This is a genomic window from Pseudomonas sp. dw_358 (genome assembly GCF_018449655.1).
Lineage (GTDB): Bacteria > Pseudomonadota > Gammaproteobacteria > Pseudomonadales > Pseudomonadaceae > Aquipseudomonas.
This window is the reverse complement of the sequence record NZ_JAAVUX010000002.1, coordinates 386332-413255: the sequence shown is the minus strand read 5'-3', so window position 1 is coordinate 413255 and position 26924 is coordinate 386332. Positions and strand designations below refer to the sequence as shown.

Below are 26924 nucleotides of genomic sequence, written 5' to 3'. Positions count from 1 at the left end.
TTGTAACCACATGTTAACTTGCGCGCTTTCAAGGGAAGGCGCTCCGAGTATGAACAGTGTGGCAAGACGGTTGGCGAGTAGACCGTGTTGGAGTGTCTTTGTCGGCAGCCTGCTGATGTTGATGGGGTTGCAGTACAAGCCCGCCATTCTGAGTTACACCACCCGCTTTGTGGACTTCACCCAGTACATGCTTGCGCACGGCGTGACGCTGTTTCCCATTGCCGATGACTTGAAGCCTTATCCCGATTACACCATCGGTAACACCTTCTTGGAATACCTGGTTTCCCTGCCATTCGGGCGTGTGTCCATTCTGTCCATGGGCTTGCCGATTGCCATGGCCGCCTCATTGATGTTGGTATTCATCTATAAGCTCGGCGCGCTGCACGACAAGAAGTGGGGCATGTATGGCGTGCTGTTTGCGCTGTTCACCTGGGCATTTCTGGATGCGGTGACTTACCAGGCGCTGGATGTGTATCCGGCGCTGTTTGCGGTGATCAGTTTCTATCTGGTGTATGTCACCGATGTGAAGCCAGGCCGTTCACGTCTGCCGCTGGTCTTTGTCGCGCTGGTCATGGGCTTTGCGTTTCGCGGGCCGGTGGGGCTGATCGGGCCGACCCTCATCGTGGTCTCGTACTATGCGCTGAGTCGGCAGTGGCGCCGTTTGTTCTGGTTTCTGGTGCTGGCCGGGCTGACATTGCTCGTCTGCCTCGTTGCACTGATCGGGGCTGCCTACCTGCAAGGTGGCAAGCCGTTCATGATGGATGTGTTGATGATGCAGGGGCTGGGTCGAGTCGCCAATGACCACGGCCCGCGCTACTACTTCTATTTCACCCTCGGCCTGGCCACTTACGGAGTGACGGCTTTTTACGCCTTGAGTGTGATCGTCAAGCAGTTCAAACACTTTTTTCGTTCGCCCCGTCATCCCGACACGACGTTGTTGCTGTATCTCGCGGTCTGGTTGCTGGCGGTGTTGGTGCTGTTCACCATCCCCAACTCGAAGAAACTGCGCTACGTGATGTCGATCACTCCGGCCATTGCCTTATTGGCGGCGTATGTGTTCGTCGACAGAGAAGGGATGTTTGCGCGGGTGCGCGAAGGCTTCTTGCGCTTTTGCCTGAACCTCCCGGCGATCAGCCTGGGGATGGCGTTGATTGTCTATGTGTACAATCACTGGGCTAAAACCGCATTACAACCTGACTATGCGGGGTTGCTGGGCGGTAGCATGGTGCTGTTGCTGGGGCGTTGGCTGATCATGCCGCGCCTGCTGAAACATCCCTATCGGAACGCGATCGTAATGGGCTTCGGGTTGTTGGCGTATTTCTCGATGGACGCCTGTTTGTTCAACGCGGCCGGTTACCAGCTGCAGTTCGCCGTGGAACCCACTCCCAAATATCTGCCCTTCTGGTTTTGGTAGGCGCATAAAAAAACAGCCCAGGCAGCGCTCAATAACTGCGAGCACTGTCGGGCTGTCAGAAACGTGGAACCCCGCCGCGAGCTGGGTTCATGGGCTATCAGTTGGTAAAGCGAATCAGCAATTCACACACCGTGTCGACGTCGGCCTTGCTCAGGCTCATGTGCAACGGCAGCGACATGATTTCTTCGCTGGCAGCCTTGGCATTCGGGCAGGTGCCCGCACCGAACGAGTACAGTGCGTATTCGGTGTTGTCACGGTAGTGCACGCCTGGGTACACGTCGTGGCTGTTAAGCACGCCCAGCAGGGCGTCGCGGTTTTTCACGCGAATTTGCAGCAAGTGCGTCGAAGACTCGCAACCCGGTGCAACGTCGACGATCTGGATGCCGGCCTGGCCGGCCAGGCCTTCACGGTACCAGTTGGCCAGTTGGCGACGGTAGGCGTTGTCCTGGTCCAGGTACTTTAGCTGAACAATACCGATGGCGGCCATGATCGAGTTGCCGTGGTACTTGTAGCCCAGTTCCTCGACGTCATACATCCATTTGTAGGCACCCTGTGCCGCGGTGCGTGCAAACGTGTCCTTGTTGATACCCAGCCAGCTCAGCTTGCGTACGCGGGCGTCGTCTTCCTGTTCGCGGAAGCAGATCATGCCCGAGTCGGCGGTCGGCAGGTTTTTCACGGCCTGGAAGCTGAAGACGGTGCAGTCGGCATCTTGCCCGACGTGTTTGCCCTTGACTCGGCTGCCTGCCATGTGGGCAGCATCCAGAATCAGTTTCAGACCATGCTGGCGGCACAGTTCAGCGATCTTGTCGTACTGGCCGGTGTTGCCACCGATGCCGACGAAGACCACCGCGCGGGTCTTGGCGGTGATGCGGCGAGCAACGCTCTCCGGGTCCAGGCACAGGAATTGATCGACATCGGCAAACACCGGCTTCATGCCGGCGTAGAGGATCGCGTGGTTGCTGGACACGAAGGTCAGCGGGGTGGTGATGACTTCGTCGTCATCGGCCCAACCATTCTTTTTCTTGAACAGCTCGATCGCCAGATGGAGGCCGACGGTGTTCGAGCTCAGAAAGTGGGCGTGGGGCAGACCGGTGTAATTTTTCCAGTCGCTTTCCATGGTTTCGGTTTTGAAACCCATCCCGGTCCAGCCTTTTTCAAGGCATTCACGAATGGCCTCAAGACATTCATCGACACGAAATTTAGGTACGAACAGCTGAATCGCCATGAGTGATGCCCCAATAAGTTCAATTAACCCGGTGCCCGCCCTACGGTGGCGGCACCTGTCCTTAGGTATTTAATGCCAATAAAAATGAGTCAGTGACAGCCATGAGTCACTGGCGAATTCATTGAGCGATGCGCGACTACGCGAACAGGAGCATCTCCCAAAACGCTGCAGACTTACTTCAACAAAAAACTCAGCTTTAACTAACGCACACTACGATCACTCTCGAAGCCTGCAGATTGGATAAACCGTAAGCGCCAGGCCCATCCAATGTTCAGCAGGGGTGCCTACGGTGGAACACGATACTTTTCAACTCATAACAAAATCGTGTAACCGTTTTGTTACCATAAAAACCGTGATCCAATTCTCAGAGTGATGTCAGCGTAATGGCAAGGTGCTATGCCGTCAAGATCGCTCATGGCAATTGGGGTATCGGCCGCTGACCAGCGTCCTTGACACCGTCCGTCGACTTGAGCTCCTACAGAACCTGATCACTTCGACAGCCACCCCAATGCATTCGTGCACCGCTCTCAGGTGTGCGAGCTAAACGTTCCGGAGGGAGATTGCAGGTTCGATGCCAAGTCACGCCGCAGGATTTTTCAAAACGGCTACACCGCGCACCATCAGGCGGACCGAACAGACGAACGGTCGTCCCGGACAGCGGCCGGACAGGGTGTTCAAAGCACGTCAGAGATGAAAAAGTGCTGGCGAACTCCTGCCACATTGATATCAATTTCATCATCGAGCGCCTTGCCCATCAAGGCGTGGCCCAGTGGCGACATAGGCGTGATGACCGTGATCGCATGGCCGGCGAGATGTACTTTGAGTCCGGCTGCCGAGGGGCCCAGGAACAACCACTGATGGTTCTCGTGCTCGTCCTCGAGGAGCACCAAGGCACCCATGGCGATCGTGTGCTCGGCACCTGGCAGCCAGGCTGGCAACTTCTGGAACTGTTGCAGTCCCTGGCGGATTTCTTCCAGGCGCCGGGCCTGCCCGGTGGCAAGATAGGACGCTTCCAGCCCTAAAGTGTCATATTTGTTCTCGGCGATATTCTCTTCATGGGTGGCTGTTTCGTAAGCGGTCTGGGCAGCCCGTTGAATGACGTCCAGGTCCTGGGTCAGGCGCTCGACAATCAGCGCTTGTAACAACGATTTATCCACAGCCATGAGCCTCTTTATTTCGACACCCTGTTTATTGGCAGAGCTGTGCAACGTTTTCGCGGCTCTTTTCCGTGGGTGCGGTCTGCGCTTGCTGTAACCAGAACTGACACTTGGCGTTGTTTTTGTTCAATGGGTTGGTGCGGGCTTCCTGTTCGGCCTGGTTGAGTTGCTGGTTGCGCAGGTTCTTCTGGTATTGGTCGAACATCACGGCGTTGTCGCTATCACCCGGCGTCGGCGCGGGCGCGTTGGGCGCTGGCAGCGGTGCACTGGCGTCCGGTTGCGGGGTGTAGGTCACCGGTGGCTCGGGACGAATCACGGGCCCGGCGGCCACGGGCGTCGAGGGCGGGGCGCTGTAGAGCGCCTTGTAGGCGTACCACGCGGTGAGCGAAGCGGCCGTGATCCCCAGCCAGACGCCAAAGGCAATGCACAGCACCAATTTAGGCCCGTTGAATGACAGGACGACGAGGCGACGCGGATGGCTGGACATGGCAGGCTCCATACAGGCTGGAAGGTGCGGGCATTGTCGCATGTCCGTCAGGCTGATGGCGCTAGTGCATGCCAAAGGGGCCAACCGGCGAACAACGCTGGCATACTGGCGAGCTTTGAAGCCTTGGAGACTGGCATGAAGCCACACTGGGATATTTTCTGCGTCGTGGTCGACAACTATGGCGACATCGGCGTGACCTGGCGCCTGGCTCGACAGCTTCAGGCCGAGCACGATGTGCAGGTGCGGCTCTGGGTCGACGACCTGCAACCCTTCGCGCGCTTGTGCCCGGACACCGACCCGCATGCCGACCAGCAGTTTCATCATGGTGTGCAAGTGCGCCGCTGGCCTGCCGAATGGGAGGCCACCGAAGTGGCCGATGTCGTCATCGGCGCTTTCGCTTGCAAGTTGCCGCCGCCTTACATCGACGCCATGGCTGCACGCGCCCGGCCGTGCCTGTGGCTGAACCTGGAATACCTCAGCGCCGAAGACTGGGTGGTGGGCTGCCATGCCCTTCCGTCCTTGCAGTCCAATCGCTTGCAGAAGTTTTTCTTCTTTCCGGGCTTCGTCCCCGGTACCGGTGGCCTGTTGCGTGAAAGCGGCCTGCTGGCGCAGCGTGACGCCCTGCAAGGCGATCGCGAAGCGCAGCGTGAATTCCTGGCCCGGCTGGGCGTGGAACGGCAGCCCGAGGCCCATCTGGTGTCTTTGTTTGCCTATGAGAATGCCGCTGTCGCCGAGTGGCTCGATGCAATGGCGACGGGCCTCGGTGCGACGCAACTACTGGTCCCGGAAGGGCGTGTGCTGGATGACGTGAGGCGGTGGCTGGGGGCCGAATGGCTGGAAGCAGGCGACCTCCATGTGCGGGGTCAGTTGACGATCAATGTGTTGCCATTCATTTCCCAAGACCAGTACGACCGCTTGCTGTGGTGCTGCGATTTCAATGCGGTGCGCGGTGAAGACTCGTTCATCCGCGCGCAATGGGCGGCGCGGCCGATGCTGTGGCACATTTATCCGCAGGAAGAAGACGCTCACATCGTCAAACTCGATGCCTGGCTGCATCTATATACTCGAGCGCTGAGCCCGCAAGCAGCGGATGCCCTGCGCGGGCTTATGCACGCCTGGAGCCGTGGCGAGGGCATGGGCCTGGCCTGGCCAGTGCTATGCCTGCACCGCGTCGAGCTGCGCTTGCAGGCCGAGCAATGGTGCGCCAACCTCGCCGTTCAGCCAGACCTTGCCGCAGCGCTGGTGCAGTTTTACCGAAATTGGATATGATACGCGGCCTGGAATTTTGTAAATCCCCTCAAATTCGGATTCAAGTATGAAAACTGGTAAAGAACTGAAACCCGGTACCGTGATCAAGATCGACAACGATCCTTGGCTGGTGCAGAAGGCTGAATTCACCAAGTCGGGTCGCAACAGCGCGATCATGAAGACCAAGCTGAAGAACCTGCTGACCGGTTACAAGACCGAGACCGTATACAGCGCCGACGACAAGCTGGAAGACGTGATCCTGGACCGCAAGGAAGCGACCCTGTCCTTCATCAGCGGTGACAGCTACACGTTCATGGACACATCCGACTACACCATGTACGAACTGAACGCCGAAGACATCGAGGCTGTTCTGCCTTTCGTCGAAGAAGGCATGACCGATGTCTGCGAAGCCGTGTTCTTTGAAGAGCGCCTGGTTTCCGTAGAGCTGCCGACCACCATCGTGCGTCAGGTTGACTACACCGAAGGTTCGGCCCGTGGCGACACTTCCGGCAAGGTCATGAAGCCTGCCAAACTGAAGAACGGCACCGAGCTGAGCGTGGCTGACTTCATCGAAATCGGCGACCTGATCGAGATCGATACCCGCGAAGGCGGTTCGTACAAAGGCCGCGCCAAGTAATAGCCTTACGGCATTGCTTGAATCGCAGTCCAAAAAAAACCGACCTTCAGGTCGGTTTTTTCATGGGCGGAATTTACACCGAGACGTGCAGGCGTACATCCACATTGCCGCGGGTGGCGTTGGAGTAAGGGCAGACCTGGTGAGCAGCCTCTACCAGTGCCTGGGCGGTGGCTTGCTCAAGGCCAGGCAGGCTGATGCGCAGGTCGATGTCCAGGCCGAAACCGCCCTCGATCTGGCCGATGCCGACTTCGGCGGTGATCGCGGTGCTTGTCGGGATCGCTTGCTTCTGTTGGCCGGCGACGAATTTCAGGGCGCCGATGAAGCATGCCGAGTAGCCGGCAGCAAACAATTGCTCGGGGTTGGTTGCTGCGCCACCGGCACCGCCCAATTCTTTGGGGGTAGCGAGTTTGACGTCGAGCACGTTGTCACTGGAAACTGCGTGGCCATCACGGCCACCCGTGGAGGTTGCGGATGCGGTGTAGAGAACTTGCATGATGAGGCCCTTTCAGGTGATTGATGAGCGTTGTCGGTAGCACGTGCATTTAATTTAGTTCGCAATAAGTTAGCACGCAAGTTAAATGTGTAAGTGAAGTCTTCAGGGAGATGAACGGTCACCTGTGGCTTTCCTCTTTGCCCTGACCTGCGCGCGCTATAGCGAATCCTGCAAGCTGCCCCGCAACAGCACCAACTCCGCCTGCAATGCCTTCAACCGCTCCACCGACTGACCCGATGCCTCCAGGATGCACCCGGGGACATGCAGGGCCCTCTCCCGCAGTGCGCGCCCGTCATCGGTCAATTGCACGATCACCACACGTTCATCTTCACGGCTGCGGGTACGGCTGAGCAGGCCTTCAACTTCCAGGCGTTTGAGCAATGGTGTCAACGAGCCCGGATCGGTCAGCAGGCGCGTGCTGATTTCCCCTACCGTCAGCCCATCCTTTTCCCACAGCACCATCATGGCCAGATATTGCGGATAGGTGAGTCCCAACGCCTGGAGCAGCGGTTTGTAGACCTTGGTCATCAGCAATGAGGTGGAATACAGCGCGAAGCACATCTGGCTGTCGAGCAGCAGGTCGTCGCAGCTGGCTGCGGATTTGTCGGCGGTCGGGCGGTCGGCGTTCATGCTGATCCTTGTTTCATGGTACGTCTGAAATGGGCGTCCAGACCTTTAACGCAACGGGTAATAGTGCCAGTAGCGTCGTTTTGCAACTGCTCTCCTGTGATTCGAGCGGCAAGAGGGTGCAGAGTTCGTTTGTGTTGCACAAGGTTTCAGGGTCAGCTGTTACCATGCCTGCCATTGGCCATGGGGGGCAGGATGATCAACGCGTTGCTGTATCTGGTGTTGGGCGTGGGCATGGGCACCCTTGGGGGCATCTTCGGCATTGGCGGCGGCTTGATTGCCATCCCGGCCCTGGCGCTGTTGTTCGGCATGGATCAGCAGTTGGCCCAGGGCACGGCGCTGGTCATGGTGGTGCCTAACGTGATGCTGGCGACCTGGCGTTACCATCAACGTACGCCGATCAATCCGCGCCACGCGCTGACGCTGGGGTTGTCCGGCGTGGTTGCGGCGGCGCTCGGCTCCTCCCTGGCGGTGCGTCTGGACGCCAATGCCATGCGTATCGGCTTTGCCGTGTTCATGCTGGCATTGGCGGCCTATAACTACCTGCAGATGTTTCTGCGCAAGCCGCCCCCCAGCAGCCAGCTGCGCCATCCTTGGCAATGGCTGCTGCCGCTGGGTGCGGGGTCAGGGCTGCTGGGCGGTTTCTTCGGCGTCGGCGGCGCCGTTCTGGCCACCCCTGTACTCACCAGTGTGTTCGGCACCACGCAAGTGGTGGCGCAGGGGTTGTCATTGGCCCTCGCGGCGCCCAGTACTGCAGTGACGTTGCTGACCTATGGCGTGCATGGCCATGTCGACTGGGCCATGGGCATCCCGTTGGCCGTTGGCGGGCTTCTCAGCGTCAGCTGGGGCGTCAAAGTCGCCTATGCCTTGCCCGAACGCTTGCTGCGCAGCGCCTTCTGCGTGTTCCTGGTGATCTGCGCGGTGATGCTGTTTCTCAAAGCCTGAAACCCTCGGCGATGTGCTCTGCCAGGGTTTCGGTCATGGGCGATTGGGTGCTCGGGTTGCGCAGCAGCATGACGTTGGCCATGGGCAGCAAGGGCAACCCCTCGGCCTCGCCCAACACGCACATGTCCGCGGGGATCAGGCTCTGCAACTGCGCAGTCACCGCCAGGCCGACACTGACCACCGCCATGATCGCTGACAGGCTCGGGCTGGAATAGGCGATGCGGTAGGGCCTTTGCTCGGCGTCCAGCGCGTTGCAGGCCCAGGCGCGGCAAAAGCAATCGTTGTTGAACATGGCCAGCGGCATCGGTGACTGTTCGTGGGGATAGAACCCTGCCGCCTGCGCCCAGACAAAACGTTCCTGGCGCAACAACTGGCCGACCTCCTGACCGGGCTCACGGGTGACGATGGTCAAGTCCAGGTCTTGGCGTTGCAGCAGGTTCTTGCTGCTTTCGCAATGCACTTCCACCTGCACCAGCGGGAAGGCCTGGGCAAAACCGGAAAGAATCCCCGGCAAAAAGCGCATCGCATAATCATCCGGCGTACCGATGCGCACCGTACCGACCATGTGCGGTTCGCGCAGGGTGGTGAACACCTCGCTGTGCAGTTTGAGGATGCGCCGCGCGTACCCCAGCAGAACCTGTCCTTCGGCGGTCAGGCGCACCTGGCGCCCGTCACGCTCGAACAGCCGACGCTGCAGGACGTCTTCCTCCAGCCGCTTCATCTGCATGCTGACGGCCGACTGGGTACGATTGACCATTTCTCCCGCGCGCGTAAACCCGCCGTGATCGGCAATGGCGACGAAGGTGCGCAGCACTTCGGAGTCGATGCTCTGGTAGTGGGACATTCATCAATCTCCTAGATGCAGTGCATAAGAAACATTCGTTGGATTGATCTTAACGTCGAGACGAGACTCGAGCCATCCCACACGGAGGGCAAGACGATGAAAGGTCAAAAAGGTTATGCACTGATCCGCCGCGAAGGCGACGTTGCCGGCACGCTGCGCCGCAGCCTGGGCCACGTGCTGCGCTGGTACGAACTGGCCCGGCAGCGCAGGGAACTGGCGAAACTGACGGAAAGCGATCTCAAGGACATCGGTCTGAGCCGCGCCGACATCCTCGAAGAAAGCGAGCGGCCGTTCTGGGACGACCCGCTGCGCAAGTGAGCTATTTACGTACTTGCTTGAGGGTTTCGGCGATCAGGAACGCCAGTTCCAGTGACTGGTCGGCGTTCATGCGCGGGTCGCAGTGGGTGTGGTAGCGGTCCGAGAGGCCGTCCTCGGTGATGGGGCGGGCGCCGCCGATACATTCGGTGACATTCTGCCCGGTCATTTCGATATGGATGCCGCCGGCGTGGCTGCCCTCGGCCTGATGCACCTGGAAGAATGCCTTGACCTCGGCGAGGATCTGCGCGAAATCACGGGTCTTGTAACCGCTGCTGGCCTTGATGGTGTTGCCGTGCATCGGGTCCGAGCTCCACAGCACCTTGCGGCCCTCGCGTTGAACCGCCCGTACCAGTCGTGGCAAATGCTCGCCGACCTTGTCGGCGCCCATGCGCGCGATCAGGTTGAGGCGCCCGGGGTCGTTGTCCGGGTTGAGCACGTCGATCAGACGCAGCAGATCCTCGTCATTCATGCTCGGGCCTACTTTGACCCCGATGGGGTTGTTGACCCCGCGCAGGAATTCGACGTGGGCGCCATCGAGTTGGCGTGTGCGGTCGCCGATCCACAGCATGTGGGCCGAGCAGTCGTAGAACTCGTGGGTCAAACTGTCGCGGCGCACGAAGGCTTCTTCGTAGTTGAGCAGCAGCGCCTCATGGGCAGTGAAGAAGGAGGTCTCGCGCAGTTGCGGCGAGCTGTCCATGCCGCAGGCGCGCATGAAGGCCAGGGTTTCGTCGATGCGGTTGGCCAACTGGTGGTATTTGTCGGCCAGGGCCGAGTTGGCGATGAAGTCCAGGTTCCATTTGTGGACCTGATGCAGGTCGGCAAACCCGCCTTGGGCGAAGGCGCGCAACAGGTTCAACGTGGCCGTGGATTGGTGGTAGGCCTGCACCAGCCTTTCCGGGTCGGGCGTGCGGCTTTTTTCGTCGAAGCCGATGCCGTTGACGATATCGCCGCGGTAAGCCGGCAGACTCACGCCGGCGATGGTTTCATCGTTGGCCGAGCGCGGCTTGGCGAACTGTCCGGCCATGCGCCCCACCTTGACCACCGGGCAGGCCGCGGCGAAGGTCATGATGATCGCCATCTGCAACAGCACCTTGAAGGTGTCGCGAATCTTCGCCGCCGAGAACTCGGCGAAGCTTTCGGCGCAGTCGCCTCCTTGCAGCAGGAAGGCCCGGCCCTCGGTGACCTCGGCGAACTGGCGGCGCAATTCGCGGGCTTCGCCAGCAAACACCAGCGGGGGGTAACTGGCCAGGCTCTGCTCGACCTTGGCCAGATGCGCGGTGTCGGGGTAGCGGGGTTGCTGCTGGATCGGCAGGGCGCGCCAGCTGGCAGGGCTCCAGGGTTGGGTCATGGGATCAGGCTCTGTTGTTTTTGGTTAGATACGCATGTTAACAGTCCGCTGCTTGCGCAGGACGCCTTGAATAAAAGTTGGCCTTGAGGGCCAAGGTGCCCGACAATCCCCGCCTTCAAGCTTTCGTGACGAGCCGGTGCGGTGGAAGACGACAACGATGATCAGGGTGCACGCGAGCGTGTCGAGCGGATTCTGGCCGAGGTCCATGATGACTTCGGCATGATTCGGGTGCTGGAAGTGGAAGACTATCGCTTCCTCGAGTTCGGCGATGCCATCGAGCAGAGTTGCGTGTTCACCGCCGACCCCAGCTGGCTCGAATACGATTACACCCGTGCCATGCTGATTGGTGCGCTGTGTCACCTGCAACCGGAAAGCGCGCTGTTTCTGGGCCTGGGCGCTGGCACCCTGACCCAGGCCTGCCTGCAGTTTCTGCCCCTCGAAGACGTCGAATGCATCGAGTTGCGGCCGGACGTGCCGCGGCTGGCCATCGAGTACCTGGGCCTGGACGATGACCCGCGCCTCTATGTTCGTATAGGTGACGCCCTGACTTTGTTGCCCAGTGCCGAACCCGCCGATCTGATTTTCGTCGACCTCTATACGGACACCGGCCCGTCCTCCGCACATCTGGCCTGGGGTTTTCTCGAAGCCTGCCAGCAGCGCCTCAACCCGGGCGGCTGGCTGGTGATCAACCAGTGGGCTGGCGATGACGGCAAACCCTTGGGCGCCGCGCTGCTGCGTGGCCTCTACCATCGACATTACTGGGAGCTGGCGGTCAAGGAGGGCAACGTCATCGTGATGGTGCCTGCCGACCTCGATCAGACCCTCGATCTCGCTGGCCTGAACCAGCGTGCACAGGCGCTGGCGCCGCGTCTTGGCTATTCGCTGGAGGGGCTGATTGCCCAGATCCGTCCTGCGTCCTAGGCGCCCCTTTCTAATGCCCGGAGACAGTGGGTGCTAGCAAGATGAAACGCTTCAGCGCCTCTAGACAGCGGCGCTGGGGTCCTGTAAAAATTCCTCACGTAAGCAGGGATTTCAGGTATAGTGCGCGCCGGCCTTTAACAAGGCCATGTTCAGGTAGCGCAATCCCCGAAGCCCGCTTCGGTTGCAATGTCCGGCACTTTCGGACACTCCCTGACGATTCCTTCATTCAATCGTTTTCGCAAATCCCCGCCGACAAAGCTGCCAGGGTGACTCTCGAGTCTTACAAGGCATGCGCAGCTTTGGAGCATGGGTCTTTGCGGATGCACTTAGAGGCAGACCCATGACCCAGGAAACCGGCGGCTTCGCCAGTCTCGGACTTCACCCCACTATTGTTGCAGCCGTTATCGCTACCGGCTATGAAGAGCCTTCGGCTATTCAGCAGCAATCGATCCCGATCATCCTTGCCGGTCACGACATGATTGGTCAGGCGCAGACAGGTACCGGTAAAACCGCTGCCTTCGCCCTGCCTATCCTGAGCCGTATCGACCCGAGCAAGCGCGAGCCGCAAGCCCTGATCCTGGCGCCAACCCGTGAGTTGGCGCTGCAAGTTGCTACCGCATTCGAAACCTACGCCAAGCAAATGCCGGGCGTCACCGTGGTAGCTGTATACGGCGGTGCCCCGATGGGCCCGCAGCTCAAAGCCATTCGCAACGGCGCGCAAATCGTCGTTGCCACTCCTGGCCGTCTGTGCGACCACCTGCGCCGTGACGAGAAAGTGCTCGCCACCGTGAACCACCTGGTGCTCGACGAAGCCGACGAGATGTTGAAGCTCGGCTTCATGGACGACCTGGAAGTGATCTTCAAGGCCATGCCGGAAACCCGCCAGACCGTACTGTTTTCGGCGACCCTGCCGCAGTCGATCCGTGCGATTGCCGAGCGTCACCTGAAAGAACCGCATCACGTCAAGATCCAGACCAAGACTCAGACCGTCACCGCGATCGAGCAGGCTCACCTGCTGGTTCACGCCGACCAGAAAACCTCCGCTGTCCTGCGCCTGCTGGAAGTGGAAGAGTTCGACGCCTTGATCGCCTTCGTGCGCACCAAGCAAGCGACCCTGGATCTGGCCAGTGCCCTTGAAGCCAAAGGCTACAAGGCTGCCGCCCTGAACGGCGACATCGCGCAGAACCAACGTGAACGCGTCATCGAGTCGCTCAAGGATGGCCGTCTGGACATCGTTGTGGCCACCGACGTTGCTGCCCGTGGCCTGGACGTTCCGCGCATTACTCACGTGTTCAACGTCGATATGCCGTACGACCCCGAGTCCTACGTGCACCGTATCGGCCGTACTGGCCGTGCGGGTCGCGAAGGTCGTGCGCTGCTGCTGGTGACTCCGCGCGAGCGCCGCATGCTGCAAGTGATCGAACGTGTGACCGGTCAGAAAGTCGCTGAAGTGCGCCTGCCTGATGGCCAGGCTGTACTGGATGCCCGTATCCGCAAACTGACCAACAGCCTCGCGCCGCTGGTTGGCGATGCCGAAAGCACCCATGGCGATCTGCTTGACCGTCTGACCGCCGATATCGGTTGCAGCCCGCGTGCCCTGGCCGCTGCGCTGCTGCGCAAAGCCACCAACGGTCAGGCCCTGACCCTGGACGCCGTGCAGGCAGAGCAACCGCTGGTGCCGAACAACGCACCGCGCGAGCGCAGCACGTCAGACCGTCCTGAGCGTGGTGATCGCGAGCGTCGCGCACCTATGCCTCTGGGTGAAGGTCGTGCTCGCTGCCGTACTGCACTGGGTGCTCGCGACGGTATCGCCGCGAAGAACCTGCTGGGTGCCATTCTCAACGAAGGCGGCCTGGCCCGCGAAGCAATCGGCCGTATCCAGGTACGCGACAGCTTCAGCCTGGTCGAGCTGCCGGAAGATGGCCTCGAGAAGCTGCTGACCAAGCTCAAGGACACTCGTGTCGCGGGCAAGCAGTTGAAGCTGCGTCGCTATCGCGAAGATTGATCTTGCGTGTGACGTGTTGAGATAAAAAATCCCCGACCTGGTCGGGGATTTTTTTTGCCTGGCGATCTGTCGGGCAACGCTTCAGCCGAAGCGATAGATGTCCATGCCCAGGGCGCCGAGGGTGAACCCTGTGTGTTCAAGGGTGAACTCACCCCCTGCGCCACGCGCAAAGTACAGTGGTAACAGATGTTCATCGCTCGGATGATTACGTTGGGCATGGGGCGCCTGGCGGCGGTAGTCGAGGAGGGCCCCGTCGTCGTCATCAGTCAGCTTTTCTACCATCCAGTCCCGGAAGGCCTGAGCCCAGGGGCTGGCACTGTCGCCACGGCTGTGCCAGTCGAGCTCGCGCAAATTGTGGGTGATGCTGCCGGAGCCGATCAACAGAATTCCCTCTTCACGCAACCCGGCGAGCGCCTTGCCGACCGTCTGTTGCAGGGCCGGGCCGCCTTGGGTCGGCAGCGAAACCTGCACCACCGGGATGTCCGCCGCAGGGTACATCAGCGATAAAGGCACCCAGGCGCCATGGTCGAAGGGGCGACGAGGGTCAAGGCGTGCCGGCAGGCCTGCCGCGTTCAAGCGCTCGGCCACCTGTGCTGCCACGCGGGGCTCGCCCGGCGCAGGGTACTGCACGGCGAACAGTGCCGGGGGAAAGCCACCAAAGTCATGCCAGGTTTCCGGGGCAGGGTTGCTGGCAACCAGCAGCTCGCGGCTTTCCCAGTGGGCGGAAACCAGTACGATGGCTTTGGGGCGCGGCAGGCTGGCGGCCAGGCGTTTCAGCGCCGGGCCACTGGCGCCCGGCTCCAGGGCGAGCATGGGGGAGCCATGGGAGATGAACAGGCTGGGGAGCATGATTAGGGTCCTGAACGTGGAATGGCTTAATCATGAGCGACAGATTGATCGAAATCCAAGTCAACTTTTGAAGTGAAATAATCGTATCTATCGATAATTCCAGGCTCCAAGGCAGGACCGAGCAAGTTCGGTCCTGCCATGTCCGGCAGAGGTCAACCGCGACGGCGTAGGGCTTCGATGCGATCTTCCAGCGGCGGGTGGCTCATCAGCAAGCCTGCCAGGCCGTGCTTGAGGCCGCCGTTGATGCCGAACGCGGTGAGGGTGTCGGGCATGTGCACCGGCACGCCCTGCTCGGAGCGCAGGCGCTGCAGCGCGCCGATCATCGCGCCGGTGCCGGCGAGGCGAGCACCGGCATCATCCGCGCGAAACTCGCGGCGACGGGAGAACCACATGACGATGAAGCTTGCCAGGATGCCCAGCACCAATTCGGCGACAATGGTGGCGATGTAGTACGCAATGCCTTGGCCTTCTTCGTTCTTGAAGATCACCTTGTCGACAAAGTTGCCGATGATCCTCGCAAAGAACATCACGAAGGTGTTCACCACGCCCTGCACCAACGCCATGGTCACCATGTCGCCATTGGCCACGTGGCCGATCTCATGGGCCAGCACCGCCTTGACCTCGTCGGGGGAGAACCGCTCGAGCAGGCCCTGGCTGACCGCCACCAGCGCGTCGTTGCGATTCCAGCCGGTGGCGAAGGCATTGGCTTCGTAGGCGGGGAAGATACCGACCTCCGGCATCTTGATGCCGGCCTCGCGGGAGAGCTGCTCCACGGTCTGCAACAGCCATTGTTCATGGCGGGTACGGGGTTGGGTAATGATCTGCGTGCCGGTGCTCATCTTCGCCATCCATTTGGAGATGAACAGCGAAATCAGCGAGCCGGCGAAGCCGAACACGGCACAGAAGATCAGCAACTGGCTGAGGTTGAGGTCCACGCCGTTGGCCGCCATGATCCCGTTGAAGCCGAAAAGGCTCAGGGTAATGCTGGCAATCAGCACAACGGCAAGGTTGGTGGCCACGAACAGCAAGATGCGCATCATGGTTCTGGTGTTCTCCTGACGGATAAAAAGGTGCGTATGCGGGGTATATAAGGTGCGGCCGGTAACGATTCAACCGACGGATTATTTCAAACTGTTTCCCGAGCGAATTCTAGCCGGGATTGACGCGATGAAACGGCGCGGAGCGGCCATTCCGAGGGGAAGTTGTGTAACGGGATGTTCAGAGATGTTTCTTGATAGGTGTCGGTGATGGCAAGCACGCGTCGCCATCACCGTTTCAGTCGCAATTACTGACGGTAAGACTTCAGGAAGTGGCCAATACGACCGATGGCCTGCTCGAGGTCGTCGACGCGCGGCAAGGTGACCACGCGAAAGTGGTCTGGCCACGGCCAGTTGAATGCCGTGCCTTGCACCACCAGGAGTTTCTCCGAGAGCAGCAGGTCGAGCACGAACTTCTCGTCGTTGAGGATCGGACAGACCTTGGGGTCGATCCGCGGAAAGGCATACAGCGCGCCCATGGGCTTGACGCAGCTGACACCGGGAATGTCATTGAGCAGTTCCCAGGTGCGGTTGCGTTGCTCCAGCAGGCGCCCTTGAGGCAGTACCAGGTCATTGATGCTTTGGTAGCCACCCAGCGCGGTCTGGATCGCGTGTTGGGAGGGCACATTGGCGCACAGGCGCATGTTGGCCAGAATGTCGATGCCTTCGATGTAGCTCTGGGCGTTGTGCTTGGGCCCGGAGATGGCAATCCAGCCGGAACGGAAACCCGCCACCCGGTAGGACTTGGAGAGGCCGTTGAAGGTCAGGCACAGCAGGTCCGGGGCCAATGACGCGGTGCAGATGTGCACGGCATCGTCGTAGAGGATCTTGTCGTAGATTTCGTCGGAGAACACCACCAGGTTGTGCTGGCGTGCGATCTCCAGCATGCCCAGCAGCACTTCTTTGGAGTAGACCGCGCCGGTGGGGTTGTTCGGGTTGATGATCACCATGGCCTTGGTGCTGGGGGTGATCTTGGCCTTGATGTCGTCCAGATCCGGCCACCAGTTGGCCTGCTCGTCGCACAGGTAGTGCACGGCGTTGCCGCCGGCCAGGCTCACCGAGGCCGTCCACAGCGGGTAGTCCGGCGCGGGGATCAACACTTCGTCGCCATTGTTGAGCAGCGCCTGCAACGACATCACGATCAGCTCGGACACACCGTTGCCCAGGTAGATATCCTCGATACCGACGCCTTCGACCTGCTTCTGCTGGTAATACTGCATCACCGCCTTGCGCGCGCTGAACAGGCCCTTGGAATCGCTGTAGCCCTGGGAAATCGGCAGGTTGCGGATCACATCCTGGAGGATTTCCTCGGGGGCCTCGAAACCGAATGGTGCCGGGTTGCCGATGTTCAGCTTGAGGATGCGGTGGCCTTCTTCTTCCAGGCGTTTGGCGTGCTTGAGCACCGGGCCGCGAATGTCGTAACAGACGTTGGCGAGCTTGTTCGATTTGCTGAACTGCATGATGTGATCCCGGAAAAGAAAAGATCGCCGCGCCGGCGCCGTGAAATGAAAATTTGAACGCGCGAAACGCGGGTGACAGACTGACGTCCAATAAAGGCGCAATCATACGTGCCGCCTGATCGGTGGAAAAGATACAGATCAGGCTTTTTAAACGACCGAGGTGCTCTGATGGAAACGCCGGAAAAGATTGAAAAGACCCTGGAAGAGTGGAAAGCCATGCTCGATCCGGACCAATACAACGTCTGTCGCCTGTCCGCTACCGAGCGGCCGTTCACCGGCAAGTACAACAGCACCAAGACTGATGGCATTTACCATTGCATTTGCTGCGAGCTGCCGTTGTTCGACGCCAAGGCCAAATTCGACTCAGGCTGTGGCTGGCCGAGTTTCTATGAGCCCATCGCCGACGCGGCCATGACCGAAATCCGCGACGTCAGCCACGGCATGATCCGCACCGAAGTCAAATGTGCCAAATGTGACGCTCACTTGGGCCACGTCTTCCCGGACGGCCCCAAGCCCACCGGCCTGCGCTACTGTATCAACTCCGTGTGCCTGAACCTCGAGCCACGCCAATAAGCGCCCACTGCTGACGGAAAAGCCATGACCGATCCCTTGCTCACCATTCCCTGCACCACCCTGACCGGTGAGCAGAAAACCCTGGCCGACTACGGGGGCAAGGCGCTGCTGGTGGTCAACACCGCCAGCAAGTGCGGCTTCACCCCGCAGTACAAGGGGCTGGAAGAGCTCTGGCAGCGTTATCAGGCCCAGGGGCTGGTGGTGTTGGGCTTCCCGTGCAACCAGTTCGGGCATCAGGAGCCGGGTGACGAGCAGCAGATCTCGCAGTTCTGCGAGCTGAATTTCGGCGTGACCTTCGCGCTGTTCAAGAAAGTCGATGTCAACGGCGACCAGGCGCACCCGCTGTTCGTCCAGCTCAAGGATCGCGCCCCCGGCCTGTTGGGCTCCAAGGCGATCAAGTGGAATTTCACCAAGTTCCTCATCGGCCAAAATGGCCAGGTGATCAAGCGCTACGCGCCGACCACCAAGCCGGCCGAGCTGGCGGGTGATATCGAGCGTCTACTCGGAGATCAAGGCCTGGGCACCCATTGATCGATCAGGGTGATCAGCTCTTCCCGGCGGAAAGGTTTGGACAGGTAGTCGCTCATGCCCGCTGCGCGGCAGCGTTCCCGTTCTTCGGGCATCGCATTGGCGGTCAAGGCCACGATGGGCAGTTGCGGCCAGCGGCCGCTCTGGCGAATCTGGCGGCTGGCTTCGTAGCCGTTCATGACCGGCATGTTGCAGTCCATCAGCACCAGATCGAATTCGCCCACTTCCAGCTCGCTCAAGGCCTCGCCGCCATGGGCGGCCACGGTCACCTCGCAGCCCAGCTTGCCGAGCATGCCCTTGGCCACCAATTGATTGACCGGGTTGTCTTCTACCAGCAGGATCCGCGCCCGCAGCTGGGGTGAAGCCAGGCTGTGCCCGGGGGCGTCGCTGCGCGCTGCTTCGTCACCCATCAAGGTGCGTCGCAACGCCTGATACAGGGCGTTGCGAGCCAGCGGCCGAGCCTGCTGCTGCAGCGGCATCAGCAAATTGGCCTGCTCGGTGGGCAGGAAGTTGCCGTAGGCGGTCACCAGCAGAATGGGGGCGCGGACGATCGGCCGCATCTCGAACAGTCGCTCGAGGTGATCGGTGATCAGCAGATCCGGGGTCAGCCCGGTCAGGTCGGCGTCTTTGTCATAACGTTGGTAGTGCACGCCCCACAGTGGCAGCAGGCGGCCGAGCAATTCCGCCAGCCCGCTGCTGGCGGCGCTGACCGCGATCACGTTGCCTGACAGCGGCGCCGCGGTGGCCGGCGGGCTGTGAGCCGGCAGTGGCAGGTCGGCAATGAACTGGCTGCCGAAGCCGGCCTCGGAACTGATGGTCAGGCGGCCCTTCATGGCCTCGCACAAGTTGTTGGTCAGCGCCAGGCCCAGCCCGGTGCCGCCGAACTGGCGGGTAATGCCGGCGCCCGCCTGAGTGAACGGCTGGAAGATCTTCACCTGTGCCTCTTCCGCGATGCCGATCCCGGTGTCGCACACTTCGATGCGCACCCCGCCCGTACGGCTGCTCAGGCGCACATCGACCCGGCCGAAGCGGGTGAACTTCAGCGCGTTGGACAACAGGTTGCTGACAATCTGCCGCACCCGAGTGGGGTCCCCCAGCACCAGCGCGGGGAAATGCGGGTCTACCAGGCAGGTCAGCTCGACACTGGGCGCGGCATTCTGGGACAACAGGTTGGCGGTGTCTTCCACCAGTGCGCCGAGGTCGAAGGCAATGCGCTCCAGCTCCAGCTGGCCGGCATCGAATTTCGACAGGTCGAGAATGTCGTTGAGCAACTCCACCAGCACCTTGCCCGAGTCGTGGGCGATGGACAGTTGCTGGCGTTGCTCGGCGTTGAGCGGACTGTCCAGCGACAGCGCGATCATGCCCAGCAGTCCGTTCAGGGGGGTGCGGATTTCATGGCTCATATTGGCCAGGAATGCCGCGCGCGCCTGGGCCATGTCCAGCGCGGTGCGGCGGGCACGCTCCAGCTCTTCGTTGGACTGGCTCAGGCGAATGTTGCTGGCCTTGAGTTCAGTGGTGCGCGCCGACACGATATTTTCCAGCTCACCCAGGTAATCGGTCAGACGATTTTCTGCGGTGCGGCGCTGCTGGATCTCGGTCGACATGCTGATGAACTGCTGGTTGGCAACCTTGACCAGCACGCCGATCTCGTCGTGTTCGTGCCCCGGCGGGTAGTCCAGCCGGGCAGGGCGGGGCAGGTGCGGATCGTTGTTGCTCAGCGCCTCGATCACCTTGATCAGCGGCTTGGTCAGCATGGTGTGGAACATCAGCAACAGCAGCCCGGTCAGCACCAGACTGCGGAGAAAGCCGTTCAGCAGCGTGATTTCGCCACGCTGCACGAACCGTATGCCAATGGACAGGGTGTCGACATCGATGTGCAGGACGCCGAGCTTTTCATCCGGCATGAAGCTCAGGAACAGCGGCTCGTCGTATTGCAGGTTGGAGCCGAACAGAAACTCGCTGATCCAGCGATAGCCACTGGGATGGCGCGGACGCTCGACACTGGCCAGCACCGAGCCCTCGTTGTCGGTCAGCCGGGCGCCGACGATGGACTCCGATTGCAACAACCCCTGGGTCAGTTCCCGGGCCAGATCGGCGTCGATGTTGTAGGCAATTCGCGAGGCCGGATTGTGACTGATATCCAGCAGTGCGTGCATCTGGCGGTTGATGGCTTCGTTGACGCTGGCATAATCGAGCCAGATTTGCGTAAGGCTCAACAGAGTACCGAGGATGAACCCCGCCACAACCGTCAGTCGAGCTTGTTTGTACGACAGGCGGTGAGTGAATTTTATATCCATGGGTATCCAGCCAACTTCCAGGTCCGTGCGCTCGCCAAGCATAGCCGATCAGCGCCGGCCTTTTCTTTGCAACCTTCGATAAGGATCACATTTTGGAACCTCGTTTGATCGCCTTCCTGGAGCGCGCCGAATCGCTGATGACGCGTCTGGAACCGCTGTTGCCGGCGCCACGTCCGACCATCGACTGGGAACACAGCCTGGCCGCACGCTGGCAGCGCGACAGCCGTGGCGGTTTTCTGTTGCCGCTGGATGTCAGTCTCGACATGCGCCTGTCGGACCTGCTGGGCATCGACCGTCAGCGCCAGCAACTGGGGGGCAACACCCAGCAGTTTCTCGATGGCATGCCCGCCAACCATGCATTGCTGTGGGGCTCTCGCGGCACCGGCAAATCGTCGTTGGTGCGCGCCTTGCTGGCCGAGCACGCCAAGGCCGGCCTGCGCCTGATCGAGATCGAGCGTGATCACCTGGCGGACCTGCCACGGGTGGTTGAACAGCTGGCCAAGCTGCCTCAACGTTTCGTGCTGTTCTGTGACGATCTGTCCTTCGAGGCCGGAGAGGGTGATTACCGCGTGCTCAAGAGCGTCCTCGACGGCTCGCTGGAGCAGGCCCCGGATAACGTCCTGCTGTACGCCACGTCGAACCGCCGCCACCTGGTGCCGGAGAAGCAGGCCGACAACGACAAGTGGCAGAATGTCGACGGGGAAATTCACCCCAGCGAAGCCGTGGAAGACAAGATCGCGTTGTCAGACCGTTTCGGTCTGTGGCTGTCGTTCTACCCGTTCACCCAGGAACACTTTCTCGACGTGGTCGAGCACTGGGTCGGCGTCCTCGCCAAAAAGGCCGGCTTGAGCTGGCAGCGTGACGACGAACTGGAAAAACAGGCGGTCCGCTGGGCCACCAGCCGGGGTAATCGCAATGGCCGCTGTGCCTATCAATTTGCCCGCTATTGGGTGGGCCTGAAACTGCTGGAGCAACACCCATGATTGATCTGCACAGTGCCGGCAACGGTCTGGACGGCTACACCCTGCTGGCCGCACAGGTCGAGTCGCTGTTCGCCGACGAACACGACTTCATCGCCAATGCCGCACAGTTTTCCGCCTTCCTTTATAACCAGGTCGATGACCTGAACTGGGCGGGTTTCTACCTCAACCGCAACGAAGAGCTGGTGCTGGGCCCGTTCCAGGGCCAGGTCGCCTGCGTGCGCATTGCGTTTTCCAAAGGCGTCTGCGGCGCTGCGGCCGCCACCCGGCAGACCCAGCGGGTGGAAGATGTGCATGCGTTTCCCGGGCACATTGCCTGTGACAGCGCGTCCAACAGCGAGGTGGTGATTCCGTTGATCAAGGAGGGGCGCCTGATCGGCGTGCTCGACCTCGACAGTCCGAAACCGGCCCGTTTCAGTGTCGAGGATCAGGTTGGTCTGGAGAAACTGGCGGAGATATTCCTGCGCTTGACCGACTGCACGGGATATTGATCCGGCCTGATGTCGGCGCAACCCTCAGGCTGAAGGGATTCGGCCCCTCAAATCCGCTTCTTCTTCCACTCCCCATCGGCCTCTTCTTCGGCCTTGGCTTCTTCCTGCAGGCCGGCGGTCAATTCGCTGGACTGCTGGGCCTGATGCTGCACATTGGTCAACACGATGCTGTTGGTGCGCGCCAGCAGCTTTTGCAGGTACTTGAGCTGCTCATCGTACAGCCCCGGCTCCGGTTGATTCTTCAGGTACGCCACGCCCCGTTCGAACGCCAGCCGTGCCTGCCCGGGTTCCTCATCGGTCAGGGCCTGCTGGCCCAGGTTGTTGAAGAACTCGATGTGTACGAGCACCAGGATATGTTTGATCTCCTTGACCCAGCGCTTGGTCTCGGCAGTGGAAAGCAGCTCTTCTTTATTGGCGCGGGTGATCTGGCTGTGCAGGGCTTCGAGGAGATAGCTGATGTGCTTGGCGTATTCCTCGGTAAGGATCGGCATCTTCGGGTTGTCGACCTTGATCTTCTCGCCCAGGGCGATCTGGGCGTCCAGCTCGCTCAGCCGCTCCTTGTGCAGGGCACTGCGCCGGTTCAGCTTCAAGGTGCGCTGGATCAGAAATTGCTCCAGGCGCAAGAACAGTATCTTCAGTTCCGGCGACACCAACTGCCCCGGAAACGTCTCGTTGATCTCGACACAGCGGCGCAGCCGCTCGCGCAGATCAGCCTGGGCCCGGGCCTTTTCCAGCTTGTTGGCTTCTACCACATTGTTCAGGTAGCCGATGGCGATCAGGATCGCCACGACGACTACGATGAGAATGGTGATCATGGATGCAGTCACCGTTAAGGCCTCATCTAGATAATTTGTGTACAGGTTGTGTTTCGAGTGTAGAGGCTTCCCATACAGGCGGATAGGGGCCAACCCACTGTCTGGCGCTGTCCTGGCCCTGAAAGGTAGGCGAAGTCATTGATTTGAATATATTTATGCCGGGGGGTTGACGACCCCTCAAAGCATCCCTAGAATGCGCGCCACTTGCAGCGTAAAGCACACAGCGAAGCGCAGCAGGGAGTGAAGTTGTAGTGTGTCCCCTTCGTCTAGTGGCCTAGGACACCGCCCTTTCACGGCGGTAACAGGGGTTCGAGTCCCCTAGGGGACGCCATTGCGGGAATAGCTCAGTTGGTAGAGCACGACCTTGCCAAGGTCGGGGTCGCGAGTTCGAGTCTCGTTTCCCGCTCCATTTTCAAACAGCACGGCTTTCGGGCGGGGCTGGCAACAGAAATCCAGGGCATTGCCTCAGGCATTGTCAGGGTCACTGGAACAGGCGTTGCATGTTCTGGTTTGCGTCCCCTTCGTCTAGTGGCCTAGGACACCGCCCTTTCACGGCGGTAACAGGGGTTCGAGTCCCCTAGGGGACGCCATTTGCGGGAATAGCTCAGTTGGTAGAGCACGACCTTGCCAAGGTCGGGGTCGCGAGTTCGAGTCTCGTTTCCCGCTCCATATTGTATGAAAGCGCCGCTCAGAAATGAGCGGCGTTTTTGTGTGTGCAATTTTTTGCCGGACTGTCCTTTTTTCGCCTATAGCGAACGTCTTACACGCCGTGACTGGGCAGAAGGCGCCGTATTTCTTCAGTGCAACGGGGTGCAAGACATTCCCGAGCACGCTCGGCCCCACTGGGTGATGACTGAACCATCTACAGTTGAACTGTCACCTTCCCAGCCACTCACACTTCTACAGTGTCTCCAGATATCCCCCCGAGCGACCCCGCCCCCATCCTCATCGGCCGCCCTTGCATTTTCTGATGCTGCTCATTCTTTCGATGGAGCGCGACGATGAAGATTGCCCAGATTGCACCCCTCTACGAGTCGGTGCCGCCGGCGCTGTATGGCGGAACCGAACGGGTGGTGGCCCACCTGACCGATGCGTTGGTGGACCTCGGCCATGAGGTCACGCTGTTTGCCGCAGGTGGTTCCTCCACCACGGCGACGCTGGTGGAGAGCCGCGATCAGCCGTTGCGCCTGGACCAGAGCCCGTTGAAGTCCGACATGGCCAGCCACTTGACTATGCTTTATGAGCTGCGCCGCCGGGCAGACGAGTTCGATGTGCTGCATTTTCATGTGGATCTCCTGCACTTTCCGTTTTTCGCCGACATCGCCCACAAGACCCTGACCACCTTGCACGGTCGGCTGGACATGAAGGACCTGGCGGATGCCTACCTGCGGTGGAATCGGTTCGAACTGGTGTCCATTTCCCAGCATCAACGCCTACCCCTGCCGTTTGCCAATTGGCGCTCGACCATCCACCACGGTCTGTCTTCCAGCGCTTATCGGCTCAAGCGCCGGCCTGGAGAGTACCTGGCCTTTCTCGGTCGCATTTCCCCGGAAAAACGCCCGGATCGCGCCATTGCCATCGCCATTGCCGCCGGTTTGCCGCTGAAGATCGCCGCCAAGGTCGACGCCGCCGACCGTGAGTACTTCGATCGGGCAATCCAGCCCTTGCTGGCGCACCCGTTGATCGAGTTCATTGGTGAAATCGGTGATCACGAAAAATCGGAATTTCTTGGCAATGCCCGGGCCTTGCTGTTTCCCATCGATTGGCCCGAGCCCTTCGGCCTGGTGATGATCGAGGCCATGGCTTGCGGTACGCCGGTGATCGCCTGGCCGTGCGGCTCGGTGCCGGAAGTGATCGACCATGGGCTGACCGGTTTCATTGTCAGCAGCGAACACAGTGCTGTCGCCGCCGTTCACGCTGTTCTGGAACTGGACCGGGCACGGATCCGCGACGTCTTTGAACAGCGTTTCTCCGCCACGGTGATGGCGCGCCATTACCTTCAATTGTATGGCCAGTTGGCAGGTGGCCATCACCCACTGGATTCCTTGAAGGCAACCGCATGAACACCCCCAGCCAAGCATCGCCCACGACCCAGGACGCTGACGTCAGTGCCGAACCGCTGTTCGTGCTCGTCAACGGCAACAGTTTCCTGGTGGTCAATGCCATGGGCGACCTGAACGGTGGCGCCGTGGGTCTGTTTCATCAGGACACGCGCATCCTTTCCGAATACCGGTTGCGAGTAGCCGGTAGCCGTCCATCACTGCTCTCTGCCACCGTCAGTCAGGACAATGTCTACTTCATCGCACACTTGACCAACCACCCGCTGCCGGCCTTGGGGGAGGAAAGCACCCCGCAAGGCGTGCTGCACATCGAGCGTAAACGCTTTTTGTGGGGCGAGCGCATGTTTGAGTGCATTGGCCTTACCAACTACAGTGATCAGCCCGGCCGCATCCCGCTGGACTTGCAGTTTGCCGGGGATTTCCTCGACATGTTCGAGGTGCGCGGTTCGCGGCGCGCCCACCGTGGCACCTTGACTGCGCCGGTGGTGGACGCCAGGAGTGTGACCCTGAGCTATCACGGGCTCGACGGCGAACCTCGCTGCATGGCCATCAGCTGCTCCGAGTTGCCTGACTACATTGATGGCAACAGCCTCAGCCTGCACCTGGACGTGGGCGCTCATCAGCGCCGCGAGCTGTACCTCGAAGTCGGTGAAAGCGTGATCGTGCCGACCCGCGAGCGCTATCGTTACGCCGCCGCCCAGGCCCGGCGCATGATGCGCCACAAACAACAACGTGGTGCCCGGCTCAAAGCGTCCGGCCGCCTGTTTCAGGCCTGGCTGGACAAATCCCGAGCCGACCTGGCCTTGCTCACTGCGGAGCTGCCCACCGGCCCTTACCCCTACGCCGGCGTGCCCTGGTATTCGACGCCGTTCGGCCGCGATGCGGTCGTCACGGCCTACCAGTCGCTGTGGATCAACCCGTCACTGGCCCGCGGCGTGCTGGCCTACCTGGCGGAACATCAGGCCAGGGAAACGTCCACCTTCAGTGATGCCGAGCCCGGCAAGATCATGCACGAGACCCGCCAGGGCGAAATGTCCCGGCTCAAGGAGCTGCCGTTTGCCCGCTATTACGGTGGCGTCGACACCACGCCGCTGTTCGTGCTGTTGGCCGGTGCCTATGCCCGGCGTACCGATGACATGGCGTTCATCGATCAGCTGTGGCCAGCCCTGGAGCTGGCCGCTCAGTGGATCGAGACCAATGCCGGGCGCAGCCCCGATGGTTTCGTCAGCTACGCGCGTGGCGAGAAGACCGGCCTGGCCAACCAGGGCTGGAAGGACAGCCACGATTCGATCTTCCACCGCGACGGCCGCTCCCCCGAAGGCCCCATTGCCTTGGTGGAAGTACAGGGCTATGCGTATCGGGCCTATCACAGCATGAGCGAGATGGCCCGGCGCCGTGGCGCTCTGGATGCGGCCGAGCACTGGCAACACCGTGCCCAGACCTTGCAAGCCAACGTCGAACGCTGCTTCTGGATGGACGATCAGCAGTTTTACGCCCTGGCCATCGACGGTCACGGCGAGCCTTGCCAAGTGCGTGCCTCCAATGCCGGGCACCTGTTGTTCAGCGGGTTGCCCCGGCCCGAACGCGGTCGCGCAGTGGCCCGGCAGCTGTTGACCCGCCCCTTCGACAGCGGCTGGGGCCTGCGCACCCTGGAGACCGGCGCCATCCGCTTCAACCCCATGAGCTACCACAACGGCTCGGTCTGGCCCCATGATGTCGCACTCTGCGCGGCGGGCGTCGCCCGTTACGGTGAACACACCGGTGCGGTGCACATCCTCAGCAGCATCTTCGAGGCCGCCACTCAGTTCGGCATGCGCCTGCCCGAGCTGTACTGCGGTTTTCAGCGGGCCCCCGGCGAGGCGCCTATTGCCTACCCGGTCGCCTGCCTGCCCCAGGCCTGGGCGGCGGGCTCGGTGTTCATGCTGTTGCAGGCCTGCCTGGGCATCGTGATCGATGCCCAGGATTGCCGCGTGGTCATCACTCAGCCCCGCCTGCCGATCGGCATCGATCGTTTGGAAGTGCAGAAACTGGAGTTTGGCGAGCATCGCATCGACATCACCTTTCAACGGATTGGCGAACGGGTGACGGCCTATATCGAACGCCAAAGCGGGCCGACACCGATCAAGATGGACGTGCGCTTCTAACAGACCCGATAGCCTCTATCA

General features: G+C 60.7%; 24 protein-coding genes, 4 tRNA genes and 1 pseudogene. 17 read left to right on the top strand and 12 right to left on the bottom strand.

Features of this window, described 5'->3' with window-relative positions; genetic code table 11:
* The first annotated feature begins 49 nt into the window (after positions 1-49).
* On the top strand, positions 50-1414 hold the full coding sequence (locus HB675_RS05465; RefSeq protein ID WP_213876450.1) for a hypothetical protein: 1365 nt from the start codon (positions 50-52) through the stop codon (positions 1412-1414).
* Between the two features lie 97 nt (positions 1415-1511).
* On the opposite strand, the gene HB675_RS05460 is transcribed toward HB675_RS05465, so the two are convergent.
* From HB675_RS05460 to HB675_RS05450, 3 genes are all read right to left on the bottom strand, one after another.
* On the bottom strand, positions 1512-2639 hold the full coding sequence (locus HB675_RS05460; protein WP_213876448.1) for a DegT/DnrJ/EryC1/StrS family aminotransferase: 1128 nt from the start codon (positions 2637-2639) through the stop codon (positions 1512-1514).
* Positions 2640-3313: 674 nt separating this feature from the next.
* Positions 3314-3796, bottom strand: coding sequence for a GreA/GreB family elongation factor (locus tag HB675_RS05455; protein ID WP_213876584.1), 483 nt, complete (start codon positions 3794-3796; stop codon positions 3314-3316).
* A 31-nt stretch (positions 3797-3827) separates the two neighbouring features.
* On the bottom strand, positions 3828-4283 hold the full coding sequence (locus tag HB675_RS05450; protein ID WP_256737467.1) for a hypothetical protein: 456 nt from the start codon (positions 4281-4283) through the stop codon (positions 3828-3830).
* A 135-nt stretch (positions 4284-4418) separates the two neighbouring features.
* Between HB675_RS05450 and earP the strand changes: the two genes are divergently transcribed.
* Together earP and HB675_RS05440 are read left to right on the top strand one after the other, a co-directional pair.
* The gene (gene earP, locus HB675_RS05445; protein ID WP_213876446.1) at positions 4419-5552 is read left to right on the top strand and encodes an elongation factor P maturation arginine rhamnosyltransferase EarP; all 1134 of its coding nucleotides are present in this window, start codon (positions 4419-4421) and stop codon (positions 5550-5552) included.
* 46 nt (positions 5553-5598) lie between these two features.
* Positions 5599-6168: an elongation factor P gene (locus HB675_RS05440; RefSeq protein WP_213876444.1), complete on the top strand. Its 570-nt coding sequence runs from the start codon at positions 5599-5601 to the stop codon at positions 6166-6168.
* Positions 6169-6241: 73 nt separating this feature from the next.
* On the opposite strand, the gene HB675_RS05435 is transcribed toward HB675_RS05440, so the two are convergent.
* Positions 6242-6661 (bottom strand): organic hydroperoxide resistance protein, encoded by a 420-nt coding sequence (locus HB675_RS05435; RefSeq protein WP_213876442.1) that lies wholly within the window; start codon positions 6659-6661, stop codon positions 6242-6244.
* A 156-nt stretch (positions 6662-6817) separates the two neighbouring features.
* Complete coding sequence (locus HB675_RS05430; RefSeq protein ID WP_213876440.1) at positions 6818-7291, bottom strand: MarR family transcriptional regulator; 474 nt, start codon at positions 7289-7291, stop codon at positions 6818-6820.
* 192 nt (positions 7292-7483) lie between these two features.
* On the opposite strand from HB675_RS05430, the gene HB675_RS05425 reads away from it, so the two are divergent.
* Positions 7484-8233, top strand: a complete 750-nt coding sequence (locus tag HB675_RS05425; protein ID WP_213876439.1) for a sulfite exporter TauE/SafE family protein — start codon at positions 7484-7486, stop codon at positions 8231-8233.
* Here HB675_RS05425 and HB675_RS05420 read toward each other — a convergent pair.
* The gene (locus HB675_RS05420) at positions 8223-9077 is read right to left on the bottom strand and encodes a LysR family transcriptional regulator (protein WP_213876437.1); all 855 of its coding nucleotides are present in this window, start codon (positions 9075-9077) and stop codon (positions 8223-8225) included. The genes HB675_RS05425 and HB675_RS05420 overlap by 11 nt on opposite strands.
* Positions 9078-9173: 96 nt before the next feature.
* Between HB675_RS05420 and HB675_RS05415 the strand changes: the two genes are divergently transcribed.
* Positions 9174-9395, top strand: a complete 222-nt coding sequence (locus HB675_RS05415) for a DUF1127 domain-containing protein (protein WP_256737466.1) — start codon at positions 9174-9176, stop codon at positions 9393-9395.
* Between the two features lies 1 nt (position 9396).
* Here the strand turns inward: HB675_RS05415 and HB675_RS05410 are convergent, their stop codons facing one another.
* A complete protein-coding gene (locus HB675_RS05410) occupies positions 9397-10743 on the bottom strand; it encodes a 3-deoxy-7-phosphoheptulonate synthase class II (protein WP_213876433.1) in 1347 nt (448 codons plus the stop codon).
* 219 nt (positions 10744-10962) lie between these two features.
* Between HB675_RS05410 and HB675_RS05405 the strand changes: the two genes are divergently transcribed.
* Positions 10963-11664: a spermidine synthase gene (locus HB675_RS05405; protein WP_213876580.1), complete on the top strand. Its 702-nt coding sequence runs from the start codon at positions 10963-10965 to the stop codon at positions 11662-11664.
* Positions 11665-11970: 306 nt separating this feature from the next.
* Positions 11971-13669: pseudogene (locus HB675_RS05400) on the top strand (DEAD/DEAH box helicase).
* 81 nt (positions 13670-13750) lie between these two features.
* On the opposite strand, the gene HB675_RS05395 reads toward HB675_RS05400, so the two are convergent.
* From HB675_RS05395 to HB675_RS05385, 3 genes are all read right to left on the bottom strand, one after another.
* The gene (locus HB675_RS05395) at positions 13751-14518 is read right to left on the bottom strand and encodes a class III extradiol ring-cleavage dioxygenase (protein WP_213876429.1); all 768 of its coding nucleotides are present in this window, start codon (positions 14516-14518) and stop codon (positions 13751-13753) included.
* A gap of 152 nt (positions 14519-14670) precedes the next feature.
* Positions 14671-15558: a protease HtpX gene (gene htpX, locus HB675_RS05390; protein WP_213876427.1), complete on the bottom strand. Its 888-nt coding sequence runs from the start codon at positions 15556-15558 to the stop codon at positions 14671-14673.
* Positions 15559-15803: 245 nt separating this feature from the next.
* Positions 15804-17015, bottom strand: a complete 1212-nt coding sequence (locus HB675_RS05385) for a pyridoxal phosphate-dependent aminotransferase (RefSeq protein ID WP_213876425.1) — start codon at positions 17013-17015, stop codon at positions 15804-15806.
* A 168-nt stretch (positions 17016-17183) separates the two neighbouring features.
* Here HB675_RS05385 and msrB point away from each other — a divergent pair, with 168 nt between their 5' ends.
* Positions 17184-17588, top strand: coding sequence for a peptide-methionine (R)-S-oxide reductase MsrB (gene msrB / locus HB675_RS05380; RefSeq protein ID WP_213876423.1), 405 nt, complete (start codon positions 17184-17186; stop codon positions 17586-17588).
* Between the two features lie 24 nt (positions 17589-17612).
* Entirely contained in the window at positions 17613-18119 is a 507-nt protein-coding gene (locus tag HB675_RS05375; protein ID WP_213876421.1) for a glutathione peroxidase, read from the top strand.
* Here the strand turns inward: HB675_RS05375 and HB675_RS05370 are convergent.
* Positions 18098-20413, bottom strand: coding sequence for a response regulator (locus HB675_RS05370; RefSeq protein WP_275957923.1), 2316 nt, complete (start codon positions 20411-20413; stop codon positions 18098-18100). The genes HB675_RS05375 and HB675_RS05370 overlap by 22 nt on opposite strands.
* Positions 20414-20505: 92 nt before the next feature.
* Between HB675_RS05370 and HB675_RS05365 the strand changes: the two genes are divergently transcribed.
* Complete coding sequence (locus HB675_RS05365) at positions 20506-21396, top strand: ATP-binding protein (protein ID WP_213876417.1); 891 nt, start codon at positions 20506-20508, stop codon at positions 21394-21396.
* On the top strand, positions 21393-21884 hold the full coding sequence (locus HB675_RS05360) for a GAF domain-containing protein (RefSeq protein WP_213876416.1): 492 nt from the start codon (positions 21393-21395) through the stop codon (positions 21882-21884). The genes HB675_RS05365 and HB675_RS05360 overlap by 4 nt, the downstream gene beginning before the upstream one ends.
* A 47-nt stretch (positions 21885-21931) precedes the next feature.
* On the opposite strand, the gene HB675_RS05355 is transcribed toward HB675_RS05360, so the two are convergent.
* Positions 21932-22699, bottom strand: a complete 768-nt coding sequence (locus tag HB675_RS05355; RefSeq protein WP_213876415.1) for a hypothetical protein — start codon at positions 22697-22699, stop codon at positions 21932-21934.
* A 255-nt stretch (positions 22700-22954) separates the two neighbouring features.
* Between HB675_RS05355 and HB675_RS05350 the strand changes: the two genes are divergently transcribed.
* From HB675_RS05350 to HB675_RS05325, 6 genes are all read left to right on the top strand, one after another.
* Positions 22955-23030, top strand: a tRNA-Glu gene (locus tag HB675_RS05350).
* 2 nt (positions 23031-23032) lie between these two features.
* Positions 23033-23108 (top strand) — tRNA-Gly (locus HB675_RS05345).
* Between the two features lie 105 nt (positions 23109-23213).
* Positions 23214-23289: transfer RNA gene (locus HB675_RS05340), tRNA-Glu, on the top strand.
* Positions 23290-23292: 3 nt separating this feature from the next.
* A tRNA-Gly gene (locus tag HB675_RS05335) sits at positions 23293-23368 on the top strand.
* A 332-nt stretch (positions 23369-23700) separates the two neighbouring features.
* Positions 23701-24762 (top strand): glycosyltransferase family 4 protein, encoded by a 1062-nt coding sequence (locus tag HB675_RS05330; RefSeq protein WP_213876413.1) that lies wholly within the window; start codon positions 23701-23703, stop codon positions 24760-24762.
* Positions 24759-26903, top strand: a complete 2145-nt coding sequence (locus HB675_RS05325; RefSeq protein ID WP_213876411.1) for an amylo-alpha-1,6-glucosidase — start codon at positions 24759-24761, stop codon at positions 26901-26903. Before HB675_RS05330 ends, HB675_RS05325 begins: the two co-directional genes overlap by 4 nt.
* The last annotated feature ends 21 nt before the right edge of the window (positions 26904-26924 follow it).